This window comes from Agrobacterium sp. 22117, from assembly GCF_052045735.1.
In the GTDB taxonomy this organism is placed as follows: Bacteria; Pseudomonadota; Alphaproteobacteria; order Rhizobiales; family Rhizobiaceae; genus Agrobacterium; species Agrobacterium cavarae.
In genome coordinates, this window is record NZ_JBQEPP010000001.1 from 530,619 (window position 1) to 543,760 (window position 13,142).

At 58.1% G+C, this 13,142-nt stretch carries 17 protein-coding genes; 9 read left to right on the forward strand and 8 right to left on the reverse strand.

Going from position 1 to position 13,142, the window contains the following annotated elements; all coding sequences use genetic code 11:
• Positions 1-162: 162 nt before the first annotated feature.
• Positions 163-792 carry a DNA-3-methyladenine glycosylase I gene (locus ACTJKV_RS02510; RefSeq protein WP_274100843.1) on the forward strand — a complete coding sequence of 210 codons (630 nt, stop codon included), beginning with the start codon at positions 163-165 and terminating at the stop codon, positions 790-792.
• Positions 789-1,232, forward strand: a complete 444-nt coding sequence (locus ACTJKV_RS02515) for a hypothetical protein (RefSeq protein ID WP_062599369.1) — start codon at positions 789-791, stop codon at positions 1,230-1,232. The genes ACTJKV_RS02510 and ACTJKV_RS02515 overlap by 4 nt, the downstream gene beginning before the upstream one ends.
• A 5-nt stretch (positions 1,233-1,237) precedes the next feature.
• Here the strand turns inward: ACTJKV_RS02515 and ACTJKV_RS02520 are convergent, their stop codons facing one another.
• Positions 1,238-2,275 carry a YeiH family protein gene (locus ACTJKV_RS02520; RefSeq protein ID WP_274100842.1) on the reverse strand — a complete coding sequence of 346 codons (1,038 nt, stop codon included), beginning with the start codon at positions 2,273-2,275 and terminating at the stop codon, positions 1,238-1,240.
• Between the two features lie 82 nt (positions 2,276-2,357).
• On the opposite strand from ACTJKV_RS02520, the gene ACTJKV_RS02525 reads away from it, so the two are divergent.
• Complete coding sequence (locus ACTJKV_RS02525; protein WP_116493202.1) at positions 2,358-3,272, forward strand: LysR family transcriptional regulator; 915 nt, start codon at positions 2,358-2,360, stop codon at positions 3,270-3,272.
• A gap of 52 nt (positions 3,273-3,324) precedes the next feature.
• On the opposite strand, the gene copM is transcribed toward ACTJKV_RS02525, so the two are convergent.
• The 4 genes from copM to ACTJKV_RS02545 form a co-directional block, all read right to left on the reverse strand.
• Positions 3,325-3,699, reverse strand: coding sequence for a CopM family metallochaperone (copM, locus tag ACTJKV_RS02530; protein ID WP_274100841.1), 375 nt, complete (start codon positions 3,697-3,699; stop codon positions 3,325-3,327).
• A 55-nt stretch (positions 3,700-3,754) separates the two neighbouring features.
• Positions 3,755-4,117, reverse strand: a complete 363-nt coding sequence (locus ACTJKV_RS02535) for a hypothetical protein (RefSeq protein WP_113178471.1) — start codon at positions 4,115-4,117, stop codon at positions 3,755-3,757.
• Positions 4,118-4,156: 39 nt separating this feature from the next.
• Positions 4,157-4,921, reverse strand: a complete 765-nt coding sequence (locus tag ACTJKV_RS02540) for a hypothetical protein (RefSeq protein ID WP_274100840.1) — start codon at positions 4,919-4,921, stop codon at positions 4,157-4,159.
• A gap of 67 nt (positions 4,922-4,988) precedes the next feature.
• Positions 4,989-5,234 (reverse strand): DUF2798 domain-containing protein, encoded by a 246-nt coding sequence (locus ACTJKV_RS02545; RefSeq protein WP_062438634.1) that lies wholly within the window; start codon positions 5,232-5,234, stop codon positions 4,989-4,991.
• Between the two features lie 280 nt (positions 5,235-5,514).
• On the opposite strand from ACTJKV_RS02545, the gene hisS reads away from it, so the two are divergent.
• Genes hisS through ACTJKV_RS02570 form a run of 5 tightly spaced genes read left to right on the forward strand, consistent with a single transcriptional unit; the run spans position 5,515 to position 9,692 of the window.
• Positions 5,515-7,032, forward strand: coding sequence for a histidine--tRNA ligase (gene hisS, locus ACTJKV_RS02550; RefSeq protein ID WP_274100839.1), 1,518 nt, complete (start codon positions 5,515-5,517; stop codon positions 7,030-7,032).
• Between the two features lie 6 nt (positions 7,033-7,038).
• Complete coding sequence (locus ACTJKV_RS02555; protein WP_274100838.1) at positions 7,039-7,407, forward strand: VOC family protein; 369 nt, start codon at positions 7,039-7,041, stop codon at positions 7,405-7,407.
• Positions 7,408-7,423: 16 nt separating this feature from the next.
• The gene (locus tag ACTJKV_RS02560) at positions 7,424-8,545 is read left to right on the forward strand and encodes an ATP phosphoribosyltransferase regulatory subunit (RefSeq protein WP_274100837.1); all 1,122 of its coding nucleotides are present in this window, start codon (positions 7,424-7,426) and stop codon (positions 8,543-8,545) included.
• Entirely contained in the window at positions 8,542-9,240 is a 699-nt protein-coding gene (hisG, locus tag ACTJKV_RS02565) for an ATP phosphoribosyltransferase (RefSeq protein ID WP_274100836.1), read from the forward strand. The genes ACTJKV_RS02560 and hisG overlap by 4 nt, the downstream gene beginning before the upstream one ends.
• Before the next feature lie 44 nt (positions 9,241-9,284).
• A complete protein-coding gene (locus ACTJKV_RS02570) occupies positions 9,285-9,692 on the forward strand; it encodes a GFA family protein (protein ID WP_274100835.1) in 408 nt (135 codons plus the stop codon).
• A gap of 50 nt (positions 9,693-9,742) precedes the next feature.
• Here ACTJKV_RS02570 and ACTJKV_RS02575 read toward each other — a convergent pair whose 3' ends face one another.
• Positions 9,743-10,189, reverse strand: coding sequence for a DoxX family protein (locus tag ACTJKV_RS02575; protein WP_274100834.1), 447 nt, complete (start codon positions 10,187-10,189; stop codon positions 9,743-9,745).
• Between the two features lie 214 nt (positions 10,190-10,403).
• On the opposite strand from ACTJKV_RS02575, the gene aac(6') reads away from it, so the two are divergent.
• Entirely contained in the window at positions 10,404-10,856 is a 453-nt protein-coding gene (gene aac(6'), locus ACTJKV_RS02580) for an aminoglycoside 6'-N-acetyltransferase (protein ID WP_274100833.1), read from the forward strand.
• A 58-nt stretch (positions 10,857-10,914) separates the two neighbouring features.
• Here aac(6') and ACTJKV_RS02585 read toward each other — a convergent pair whose 3' ends face one another.
• Positions 10,915-11,274 (reverse strand): nuclear transport factor 2 family protein, encoded by a 360-nt coding sequence (locus ACTJKV_RS02585; protein ID WP_274100832.1) that lies wholly within the window; start codon positions 11,272-11,274, stop codon positions 10,915-10,917.
• 224 nt (positions 11,275-11,498) lie between these two features.
• On the reverse strand, positions 11,499-13,133 hold the full coding sequence (groL, locus tag ACTJKV_RS02590; protein ID WP_062425990.1) for a chaperonin GroEL: 1,635 nt from the start codon (positions 13,131-13,133) through the stop codon (positions 11,499-11,501).
• Positions 13,134-13,142 lie beyond the last annotated feature (9 nt).

The following is a 13,142-nucleotide window of genomic DNA, read 5'->3' on the forward strand; positions in this document are numbered from 1 at the left end:
ACACCGGAAAATGATTGCCACGTTCGCATGTGCCGACCAGCGAATGGTAAAGAGACGTCGGTCAATTCCGCTATTTTGCTGAAACTTTTCAATAAGGTTAGCAGGCAGTTTTAAAACAGGGTGAATCAATGGTAAGAACCGGGCGGAAAGAGACGGTGCCGCATGAGTGAAGACGGATTGTTGACGGGCGAGGATGGCAAGGTCCGCTGCTTCTGGCAGCAGGGGCTGGAGGATTACCGCCGCTATCACGATGACGAGTGGGGTTATCCGGTCACCGACGACAAGCGGCTGTTCGAGAAGATCTGTCTCGAAGGCTTCCAGTCCGGTCTTTCTTGGCTGACGATCCTGCGCAAGCGCGAGAGCTTTCGCGCCGCCTTTGCCGGCTTCGATTTCGACAAGGTCGCCAGCTTCGATGACGCGGATATAGAACGCTGCCTGGCCGACAAGGGTATCGTGCGTCATCGCGGCAAGATCGTTTCCACCATCAACAATGCCAGGCGTGCAGTTGCCCTTCGCGACGAGTTCGGTTCGCTGGCGCGCTATTTCTGGAGCTTCGAGCCGAAACAGGACGAACGACCTGAGGTCTTTGATTATGCGACTTTGCGCGCCAACCCAACGACCCCTGCGTCCACGCGGCTGTCCAAAGATTTGAAGAAGCGCGGCTGGAGTTTCGTTGGACCGACGACCGTCTATGCTTTCATGCAGGCGATGGGCATGGTCAACGACCATATCGAGGGCTGCCATTGCCGCCAACGGATAGAAGCGATGCGGCAGGAGTTCGTACGGCCGTGAAGACATTTTTAAGATGTGCTCTTGCCTGCTTACTGATCGCGTCCGTTTCCGTGCCGGCCGTTGCCGAACAGCGCAATGTGGACGGCATGTGGCTCGACGATGGGGAACAGTTGAAGGCCGTAGAAATGCCGGCCTCTGGAAATCTCAAGCTGAATGGCTGGACACGCCAGGGCAGGGGTGAGGTCTATCGGCTGAAGGTGAAGGCTGGCGAAACGTTGAAGGTTTCGCTCGCGAGCCGCAGCGAATTCGTTGTCATGGCGATTTTCGATTTCGGCAAGCCGGACGACGATGCGATCTTTTTCAGCGATACCGGAAACAACACCACGGTGCTGACGCCTGCGGCAGACACCGAGTGGCTGATCCGGCCGATCCTGGTGCTGAGTTCGTCACGCCGCGGACTTGGGGCCAATTATACGATCACGGTCGAGCGCCAACCGTAAGCCAATCAACCGGCGATCGCGATCAGCCCGACGGAAAGAGCGCAGAGAAGCAGAAGCGACGCGGTGGCGGCGACGATGACCTTGCCGCCTGCATGGCGCAGAGAGCGGATATCCACCGAAAGACCGAGTGCTGCCATCGACATAATGGTGAGCACATTGGCAAGGCCGCTGATGGGTGCCAGTGCAATGTTCGGGATTAGGCCGAAGGAGCGGGCCATGATCATCAGCACGAAGCCGATGATAAACCAGGGCACCATCCGCTGAAGATCGAGCCGACCGCTCGTACCCCGGCCGTGGATGATCGAAAGCGTGGTGACGACGGGACCCAGCATCAACACCCGGATGAGCTTGACGACGGTGCCTGTCTGAACCGCGACGGCTCCCATGGGCGCGGTCGCGGCCAGAACCTGCGGCACGGCATAAACGGTCATGCCGGCAAACAGGCCGTAATGCACGGCGTCCATGGAGAAAACGCCCGGGATTGCCGGCATGATGATGACGGCGGCAACGCCGAGGACGGCGGTAAAGGCAATGGCAGACGCGACATCCTGCGCCTTCGCGCCGATGGCGGGTGCCGCCGCGGCAATGGCGGAATTTCCGCAGATCGAATTGCCACAGGCAACGAGAATGGCAAGCTTCGGCTCAAGACCGATCGCCCGGCTGATCGCGTAGCTGCCGATGAGCGACAGACCAACGATGATGGCGATGCCGAAGATCAGCAATCCGCCGGCCCCTTTCAGAATCGACAGGCTGAGCGAAGCGCCGAGAAGAACGACGGCGACCTCCAGCAGCGTCTTGGCGCTGAACTTGATGCCAGCTCCAGTTGCTTCTGGCAGATGTGCGAAGCTTCTGAGAAGCACGCCGAACACGATCGCGATCACCAGATCACCAAGCCAGGCATGTCCGGCCAGTCGCACTTGAGCACTCTCTGCAAAAATGGCGGCAAGGCTGATGGCGCCACAGAGCGCGATCCCCGGCACGAAGCGCCAGGCAGGAACGCGAAAGAGAGAAAGCGATGAGGTGAGTGAACGATGATGTGCCATGGCCGACATCATCTTACAGACATCCATTTCATTCCATCAAATACTATGGCATGTTTCATTCGAAAAAATCGAATGATACAAGATGACCTTTGAACAATTAAAGATCTTCGTCGCCGTAGCGGAACGACAGCATTTGACACGGGCAGCGGAAGCGCTCGGCCTGACACCTTCCGCCGTCAGTTCGTCGATCAAGACACTTGAAGCCTATTACAATGTCGAGCTGTTTCATCGCGTCGGCCGGGGTATCGAGCTGACGGAAAGCGGTCGGGTGTTTCTGGACGAAGCACGCTCGACCTTGAACCGGGTGCGCAGCGCTGAACTTATTCTTTCCGAGATGGGCGGCCTGACCCGCGGTGAGATCCGTGTCTTTGCCAGCCAGACAATCGCCAGCTACTGGCTCCCGTCTATTCTCATGCAGTTCAAGCAGCTTTACCCCGGCGTGACGGTGACACTCGACGTCGGCAACACACGCACGGTCACCGAAGCGGTGCTCAAAGGCGTGGCGGAAATTGGCTTCATTGAAGGCGATATCGACGAGCCGGCGCTCTCAGTTCGTCCCGTCGTATCGGATAAGTTGCTCGTCGTGGTCGGTCCGCTTCACCCATTCTCGGACGGTCGGCAACTCAAAGCCGAGGATATTCGCTCGACGACGTGGGTTCTGCGCGAACAGGGCTCGGGCACCCGGTCGGCTTTTGAAGCAGCGCTGAAAGCCATGGGCATGTCTCTGGCTGATTTAAACGTGACGCTGGAATTGCCATCCAACGAGGCCGTCGTCGCAGCAGCGCGCGCAGGGGGTGCCGCAGCGGTGGTGTCGGCCTCCGTCGCAGCCTTGATGCTGCGTCAAGGACTGCTCACCCGCGTCGGCATCGATTTGCCCGCGCGTCAGTTTGCGCTCCTGATGCATAAAGAACGACATCCGAGCCGGGCATCGATGGAACTGGAACGCCTCAGTCGGGAATTCGCTGGTAGCTACAAGGCGGGCCTGACCGGGCTTTGATCGCCTTTTGGATTGAAGGGGAAGCGCCCGAAGGCACTTCCCCGTCATCTGTTTAGTAGCCCTTTGACTTCAGCCACGCTTTCATCATGGCGATTTCCGCTTCCTGAGCCTTGATCACCTCTTCGGCCAGTTTGCGGATTTCCGGATCCTTGCCATATTGCAATTGGACCTTCGCCATGTCGATCGCGCCCTGATGGTGCGGGATCATGCCGCGGACGAAATCAACATCGGCGTTGCCGGTATAGTCCTGCTCCATCGCAGCATGCATCTTCTTGGAAACATCCATGAAGGCCTGCGTCGAGGCGTTCTCCGCGGCCGCCTGTTTGGGCATGCTGTGCCCCGAATGGCCGGAAGCGTCCTGTGCCAGCGTCGGTACGGCGAAAAGCGCGCTGATGGCAGCGGCGATGGAAATGGTCTTGATAGACATGGGATATCCTTCCTCTGTCGGAAAATTTCGATTGCATCTGAATGTCGAAATCCGGTCAGGAACGGGGAGGCGGCAGAGGGGGTGCGGGCATGTTGCCGAGCAAGCTTGCCTGCAATGCTGGCAAGGGTGCTGCGTGAGGCGATCGCCCTTTTTCGGCAAAGACGAGGTCTGGAAGTAGAACAAGACAGGCTGCGCAGAATGGTGCGTGCGTCATGCTCTTTTCGTGAGGACAAGGGCTGCCTTGGTTTTCCGTATGGCCAGCGGTTTTGACTATGCCGTGACCGGCGTGCTCGTCCAAAGCAAGGCCGGAAGCAAACGCCTTGGCCGCCGGCATGGACATATCCATCGCAGCCGTGCCGGGCATGGCGCCATAGAGCAGGCAAGCCAGAAACATCAATGTGCGAACGACAAGGCGCATGCTGACACTCTAGCCTATCAAGCCACGCCAGGAAATGGGTTATCGGAGGTTGCTGGCAACGACTCTGTGAATGATCTGGTAGTCCTTGCTCTCTTCGCCGAACGGTGCGACGGGCCAATCCCATTGCTGCGCGATGGTCGGCACCTGCACGCCATGCAGCAGGTCCTCGTGTTGATGCACCTTGGCGGTCCTGTCGATGATGTCGAAGCCGGTATCGGTCAGAAGGCAGACTTTGCAAGGTAGACCGGAAAGACCATCGACATGGGCCTGGATGAGCCGAGGGAGCGTGTCTTCCGGTATGCTTGCTGCTCCTTCCTGCTCGATCCTGTGGCGCGCGCCGGTGCCGATCTGGGACAGCAGATTGGCCGACACAACGAGGTCCAGATAAGGCACCTGGCGGAGAAAGCTCAACGGCTCGATGTCTATCCCCTCTTTCAACATGTCATAGCCGGAGAGATCGCGGCTATTCAGCACGACATTGCGATACTTGCGCCAATAGAGTGTCGCTCGCACGCTGGATAGATGCACGAGATCGACGAGAACGAGTGTGTCGAACGCTGCAGAAAGCTGTCGCCAGGGCACGTCGCGTAAAAGGCCGGAGCCAAGGATGACCGCCGTGCGTCGCTGCTTCAATCTCGAGGCTGTCGAAAGGATGAAGCGCTTGCTGTTTTCTTCGTGCTCTCCCCAAGCCGTTGCGCATCGATTGGCGCGCGCCCATAGATTGACGGAGTAGCGAATATGCGCACGAAATGCCGGCTCGGTCTTCCAGTAAGTCCCGGCGTAGTTCAAGGCTTCGAGGATCATGTAGGCTTCACTCTGGAGTGCATGGTATCTGTGCAGGCTCAATCCGCCTGCACAGCCTATCGCAGTATCAACTGCGCTGCGGTTCGACCAGAGCGTTGACGATGCGGCGCACCAAGGGCAGCACCAGAAGCAGCGTCGGGAAGGCCACGAGCCAGGAAAGACCCCAGGCCGGCAGCCAGCGCGCCAGGAAATCCTCGGTAAGGCCGATGGCGCGGATCGTCGCGATGAGCGACACGACGAACGTCATCAGAATGGAGAGCACCATAGGCATGAGAATGGCGCCGTAGCGCGCGGGTAAGCGTGAGAATGTCATGAAACATGTCTTTCTAAACGTCGTCTTCAAAAGCGCACCTTGTTCGCGCCCCCAAAGAACGAGGGGGTTAAGGCGCGTTGCTTGACGTTAGACGCTTACGGTCGAAATCGACGACGATACAACGCTAACACTGCCGCTCTTGCCTTGCAAGCACTCGACAGGCTGGATCGCCGCTTCGAGTCAACGAGTTGTGGCAAATCCGCAAGCGCCCGCCCTTGCCGCACAGGGGCTCATCCTCTAAGACACCCACTTGATTTCAAGAGACAATTGGACTGGCATCATGAGCGAAAAAGCAAAAAAGCCTCAGAAACTGAAAGCCCGTCTGCCGCGCGGCTTCGTGGACCGTTCGGCTGCCGATATCCATGCCACCAATGAGATGATCGATAAGATCCGCAAAGTCTATGAGCTTTACGGTTTCGATCCCGTCGAAACGCCGCTGTTTGAATATACCGATGCGCTGGGCAAGTTCCTGCCCGATAGCGACCGGCCGAATGAGGGCGTGTTTTCGCTTCAAGACGATGACGAACAGTGGATGAGCTTGCGCTATGATCTCACAGCGCCGCTTGCCCGTCATGTTGCGGAAAACTTCAACGAGATCCAACTGCCGTACCGCACCTATCGCGCGGGCTATGTCTTCCGCAATGAGAAGCCAGGCCCCGGCCGCTTCCGCCAGTTCATGCAGTTCGACGCCGATACCGTCGGTGCCGCTGGCGTCCAAGCGGATGCCGAAATGTGCATGATGATGGCCGACACGCTGGAAGCGCTCGGAATCAAGCGCGGCGACTATGTCATTCGCGTCAACAACCGCAAGGTGCTGGATGGTGTGATGGAAGCCATCGGTCTCGGCGGTGAAGGCAATGCCGGTCGTCGTTTGAACGTTCTGCGCGCCATCGACAAGCTCGACAAGTTCGGGCCCGAAGGCGTGAAACTCCTGCTCGGCCCCGGTCGCAAGGATGAATCCGGCGACTTTACCAAGGGTGCAGGGCTTGACGAGGCGCAGATTGAAAAGGTTCTCTTCTTCGTCGGCATCAAGGATTATGCCGCAAGTGCTGCCGATCTTGCAAAGCTCGTCGCCGGCACCTCGAAGGGCGAGGAAGGCGTCGAGGAACTCAATGTCATCGGTGCGCTCGTTGCGAGTGCCGGTTACAAGGCGGATCGCATCAAGATCGATCCATCGGTCGTGCGCGGCCTCGAATATTATACCGGCCCCGTTTACGAAGCCGAATTGAGTTTCGATGTCACCAACGAAAAGGGCGAGAAGGTCGTCTTCGGCTCGGTCGGAGGCGGGGGGCGTTACGATGGTCTCGTGTCGCGCTTCATGGGCCAGCCTGTTCCCGCAACCGGTTTCTCGATCGGTGTCTCGCGCCTGATGACGGCGTTGAAGAACCTCGGCAAGCTTGGCCAGGCAAAGCCACTCGCGCCTGTTCTCATCACCGTCATGGATGGCGATGTGGAGAGCATGGGCCGCTACCAACGCTTCACCCAGGCGCTGCGCGCCGAAGGCATTCGTGCCGAAATGTATCAGGGCAACTGGAAGAAGTTCGGCAATCAGCTAAAATATGCCGATCGCATGGGCGCCCCGATTGCCATCATCCAGGGCGGTGATGAGCGAGCTGAAGGCGTGGTGCAGATCAAGGACCTGATCGAAGGCAAGCGCCTGTCCGGCGAGATCGAAGACAATGCGACATGGCGCGAAGCGCGTGTGGCGCAGGACGTTGTGTCCGAAGCCGATCTCGTCGCGAAGGTGAAGGAAATCCTCGAAGCGCAGGCGGAAGACCGACGCCGGGCAGAAGGCTGATCAGCCGTGACCATTCTCCGTCTGGATCACATCCAACTGGCGATCCCGGTAGGGGGTGAAGAGAAGGGGCGGGCGTTTTATGCCGGCCTTCTCGGTCTCGAAGAGGTCGAGAAGCCTGCCAACCTGGCAGGGCGCGGAGGATGCTGGTTTGTGGCTGGCGATGTTCGGGTGCATCTCGGCGTCGCCGGAGAGTTCGTCGCGGCTAGCAAAGCGCATCCTGCCTTTGTCGTCGATGATCTGTCAGAGCTTCGAAAAAGACTTGAAACCGCAGGCTACCCTGTGGTTGAGGATGAGCCACTGGAAGGATATCACCGCTTCTATGTGTATGATCCCTTCGGAAACCGCATCGAAATGATGCAACCGCTCGAACCGTGACGAAAAGTACTGCTTCATGCCCCTGATCGACATGCCGGAATTTTCCGGAGAGCTGCTGGACGAGTTTGCGGCGCGCAAGACGATGCGGGTCAATACACCCGTCATTCAGCCTGCCGCGCCCTTCCTGGATATGGCTGGCGAGGATTTGCGCCGTCGAATTTTTCTGACCGAAAGCGAGACTGGCGAAAGCCTGTGTCTGCGACCGGAGTTTACGATCCCCGTTTGCCTTCGCCATATCGAAACGGCAACCGGCACGCCGAAGCGTTACGCCTATCTGGGCGAAGTCTTTCGTCAGCGCCGTGAAGGTGGAAGCGAGTTCTATCAGGCCGGGATCGAAGATCTGGGTGATGGCGATGTCGCCGCCGCCGATGCGCGCGCGATAGGCGACGCTTTCGGCATTCTGAACCGGCTTCTTCCAGGGCAGACGCTTTCTGCTCGTTTGGGAGATCAGAAAGTCTTCGAAGCCGTGATTGCCGCACTCGGTCTGCCGCTTGGCTGGCAGAAGCGTCTCGTTCAGGCCTTTGGCGATACCGCGCAACTCGATGCGCTGCTCGAAAGCCTTGTCAGCCCCAAGCCGATGACAGGGCTCGATGCCCGCGTGGCGGGACTGCTCGCGACCGGCGAGGAAAAGGTTCTTGTCGATTATATCGACAGCGTCATGCAGGAGACAGGCTACTCCACCAATGCAAGTCGTGCACCGCAGGAGATTGCAAGACGCCTTCGCGAGAAGCTGGCGCTTGCCGCCACCCGTCTGCCGGATGACAGCTTCCAACTGCTAAAGCAGTTCCTCAGCCTCCAGGCGCCTCTGTCAGAGGCGTCGAAAACGCTCTCGGACTTCGCTGAAAAAGCAAAACTGAAGCTCGGGGTGGCCGTTTCCGATTTCGATGCCCGCGTAGCGGCTCTTGCCAATGGCGGCGTCGATCTTTGTTCGGTGACCTATGGCGCCGCCTTCGGCCGTCCATTGGACTACTATACGGGCCTCGTCTTCGAAATCACGCAGGAGGGGCAAACGGCCGTGCTCGCAGGGGGCGGACGTTTCGACCGGCTGATGACGCTGCTGGGCGCCAAGGACACGATTCCTGCCGTTGGTTTCTCGCTCTGGCTGGACCGCATCGAAGCTGCGAGGACTTCCGCATGACCATCACCATAGCGCTGCCCTCCAAGGGACGCATGAAGGACGACTCCTCGGCCATTCTCGAACGCGCCGGGTTGAAGATCACCGCGATCGGCAGCGATCGCTCCTATCGTGGTCGTGTCGAAGGACGAGACGATATCGAGATTGCCTATCTTTCGGCATCCGAGATCGCCCGTGAGATTGGCAACGGCACTGTCGATTTCGGCGTGACGGGTGAAGATCTCGTGCGCGAAGACTTGAGCAACGTCGATAGTCGTGTCGAATTCTGCGCCCGGCTTGGTTTCGGCCACGCGGATGTGGTGGTCGCGGTTCCGGAAATCTGGCTCGACGTGGATAGCATGGCCGACCTTGGTGACGTCGCCTCCGAGTTTCGCGCCCGCCACGGCCGCCGCCTGGCGATCGCCACCAAATATTGGCGCCTAACGCAGCAGTTCTTCTCTCGCCAGCATGGCATCCAGCTCTACCGTATCGTCGAAAGCCTGGGCGCCACAGAGGGCGCGCCCGCAGCAGGTCAGGCGGATATCATCGTTGATATCACCTCCACCGGTTCGACGCTGAAGGCAAACCACCTGAAGATACTGACCGACGGCATCATCCTGAGGTCGGAAGCCTGCTTCGTTCGTGCCCGTAAGGCGGAGCACGAAGGCGATGCTGTCGTTCAGGAGATCGTCTCGCGCGTCAAGACGGCGCTTGGCTGAGGGCATATTTTGTCTATGCTGTTCTCCTTATGAAGGAGAATGTCATGCGCATCACAGGCCAGTGCCACTGCGGCAGCGTTCGATATGAAGCGGAAGTCGATCCGGAGCATGTGGTCATCTGCCACTGCACAGATTGCCAGCGTCTGACGGGTTCCCCCTATCGCGTGACCTTGCGAGCGAAGCGCCAGGACATCAGCCTGACCGGCGCTGAGCCGAAGCTCTACAGGAAGAAGGCGGAAAACGGCAATGTCCGTCTGATGCATTTCTGTGGCGACTGCGGCGCGCCGCTGTTCAGCAGCGCCGAACAGGACAACGGCACCTGGGGCATACGGTGGGGCTCGATCAATGAACGAGCCGAGTTGGAACCGCGTGTGCAGATCTGGGCGCGCTCCAAGGCCGCTTGGGTTGACCATCTCGACGGGATCCCCGCTTTTCCCAAGGAACGAACATAAAGAAAAAACCGTCGGATTGCTCCGACGGCTCATTTTATCCGCTTTGAAATTCAGGCGTGGGCAAGCTTCGGCCCGCGCATCGCGTCGACCGAATAGGCACCGGCACCGGAGGCTCCGAGGAGGATATAGGCGCCAGCCAGCGTGATGTTCTTCATCAGCATGATGCCGTTCAGGGTGTTGATCCAGCCGAGAGCCGCATCTGGCCAGCCGGGAACGGCAACGGTGCCGCTGTGGAAGACAAGACCGGTGAAGACGCAGAATGCAGCCAATGCGAAGGCGGCAATCTTGGTCTGGAAGCCAACGAGAACGGCAAGGCCGGTGACGAGCTCAAACAAACCGGCAAGGTAAGCAAGAGCGGTTGCCGCAGGCAAGCCAGCGCCGGTGATCATACCGGCCGTGCCGGCAGGGTCCATCAGCTTGCCGAAGCCGGAATAGACGAAAATGAAGGAAAGAAGGATGCGTGCGACGAGCACGAGAGCGTTCTGACTGCTGGACATTTGATGTCTCCGTTGTGAGCTTTCGTTCAAGCCGTTGCGTGAACTCTGGAGACAGTTCTGACGGATTTTTTAAATTGACGAAAGATAAACGCACGGAGACTCTTCGTCTTCAAAAAGTGAACAATCAGCCGGACGCGTTGTGCCGATCGAGCATGGTGACAGACCTCTGCTTATGCTGGAGACGCTGCGAGACAGATGACAAGGAGGAGAGAGGATGAAAATTGTTAGAGGCACCATCGACAATGTCGACTCATGGACGCGTTTACGCGCTGCACTCTGGCAGGACGGCTCCGTCGAGCAACACCGCGAGGATGTCATCGAGACCTTTTTACAGAGAGCCGACAGGGCCATCGCCTTTCTCAGTGAAAGCGAGGAGGGTGAGATCGTCGGTTTTGCCGAAGGCAGTCTGCGCCACGATTATGTCAACGGCTGCAAGACGTCGCCCGTGGCCTTCCTGGAAGGTATTTATGTTCTACCGTCGCATCGGAAGCAAGGAATCGCGCGGCTGCTTTGTGATGCAGTTGGGGACTGGGGTAAGTCTCAAGGATGCATGGAGTTTGCCTCCGACGCCCCGCTTGAGAATGAGGTGAGCCGAAAGTTTCATGCCGCTCTCGGTTTTGCGGAGACGCAGCGCGTCGTCTTTTTCCGCAAGGATATTGAGGCCTGATGCAGCGAAAGTTAAACGAGAAATAATGGCCCTTTATTGCTGGGCTTTATGGGTAGGACTACAAGATTCTCGGTTTTCCGATCTTGAACCACGCCTTTGCGATCTTGCCGAGAGCGACCTCGTAGATATAGACAACATCGACTTCGCCACGTCCTTCGGGAAAATTGCGCGTCACGGTCTCGTGGTCGATGACCATGTCTTCGAGAATTATGCGCGATAGCAGTTGCCCATGAAGATCTGGTTCTTTGAAGCGCTCGATGTGGCGCTCGCGAATTTCGAGAGCGTTGCGCGCCAAGAGCGTCGAGGGAAAAGCAAAGTACTGACAGTCGTCAGCCCACCACCGCATGAATTCATCGATGTCACGGGCATTATAGGCCTCGAGCTGTTTCTGCACCGGAAGTTCGACGGCACTGTTCAAGGGACACCTGTTCCACATGCTCGCATCGGGGGCGATGTTTTATTCGACGGATTTGTTTAGCGGTAAGCACGTTCCAAGATCAAGCAGGCCTAGAGTGTTGCTGCTGATGGATGGCTCGCGATGCTGGAATGAGCTGAGGGGAATTTGATGGCGACGGCGGAACGACCCAAACAAAAAGGGCGATCCGAAGACCGCCCTTTCGTATTCCAGAGGGAATGGACTGATTAGAAGTCCATGCCGCCCATGCCGCCGCCCGGCATTGCAGGCATTGCGGAGTCCTTCTTCGGCAGCTCGGCAATCATGGCTTCCGTGGTGATCAGCAGCGAAGCAACCGAAGCTGCGTTCTGCAGAGCCGTACGGACAACCTTGACCGGGTCGACGATACCCATGGCAATCATGTCGCCATATTCGCCGGTCTGAGCGTTGTAACCGAAGTTATCGTCATCCTTGTCGAGAAGCTTGCCAACAACGATAGAAGCTTCGTCACCGGCGTTGTCTGCGATCTGGCGAACCAGAGACTGCAGAGCGCGGCGAACGATGTTGATACCAGCTTCCTGGTCATCGTTCACACCCTTGACGGTGATCTTCTGAGCGGAACGAAGCAGAGCGGTACCACCGCCGGCAACGATGCCTTCTTGAACAGCAGCGCGGGTTGCGTTCAGAGCGTCGTCGATACGGTCCTTGCGCTCCTTCACTTCAACTTCCGTTGCACCGCCGACGCGGATGACGGCAACGCCACCAGCAAGCTTGGCAAGGCGTTCCTGCAGCTTTTCGCGGTCGTAATCGGAAGAGGTTTCTTCGATCTGAGCCTTGATCTGGGCAACGCGGCCTTCGATGTCGGTCTTCTGGCCGGAGCCGTCAACGATCGTGGTGTTTTCCTTGGAGATGGAAACCTTCTTGGCCTTGCCGAGCATGTCAAGCGTGACATTTTCGAGCTTGATGCCGAGGTCTTCGGAGATCACGGTACCACCGGTCAGGATCGCGATGTCTTCGAGCATGGCCTTGCGGCGGTCGCCGAAGCCAGGAGCCTTGACGGCAGCGATCTTGAGGCCGCCACGCAGCTTGTTGACGACGAGCGTTGCAAGAGCTTCGCCTTCGACGTCTTCAGCGATAATGACGAGCGGCTTGCCGGTCTGAACAACGGCTTCGAGAACTGGAAGCATGGCCTGAAGGTTGGAGAGCTTCTTCTCGTGAAGGAGAATGTAAGCGTCTTCCAGGTCGGCAATCATCTTCTCAGGGTTGGTCACGAAGTAAGGCGACAGGTAGCCGCGGTCGAACTGCATGCCTTCGACGACTTCGAGTTCGGTCTCAGCGGTCTTGGCTTCTTCGACGGTGATGACGCCTTCGTTGCCAACCTTCTGCATGGCTTCCGCGATGTCGCGGCCAACCTGCGTGTCGCCGTTAGCGGAGATCGTACCGACCTGAGCAACTTCCTCAGAGGTGTTGATCTTCTTTGCCTTCGCTTGCAGGTCCTTGACGACTTCTGAAACAGCGAGGTCGATACCACGCTTCAGGTCCATCGGGTTCATGCCGGCTGCAACAGCCTTCTGGCCTTCGCGAACGATCGCCTGGGCAAGAACGGTTGCAGTCGTGGTGCCGTCACCGGCGATGTCGTTGGTCTTCGAAGCAACTTCGCGGACCATCTGTGCGCCCATGTTCTCGAACTTGTCTTCCAGTTCGATTTCCTTGGCGACGGAAACGCCGTCCTTGGTGATGCGCGGTGCGCCGAAGGACTTGTCGATAACAACGTTACGACCCTTCGGGCCGAGCGTGACCTTCACTGCGTCAGCGAGAATGTCGACGCCCTTGAGCATCTTTTCGCGCGCCGAGCGGCCGAATTTTACTTCTTTGGCTGCCATGTTTCAAAA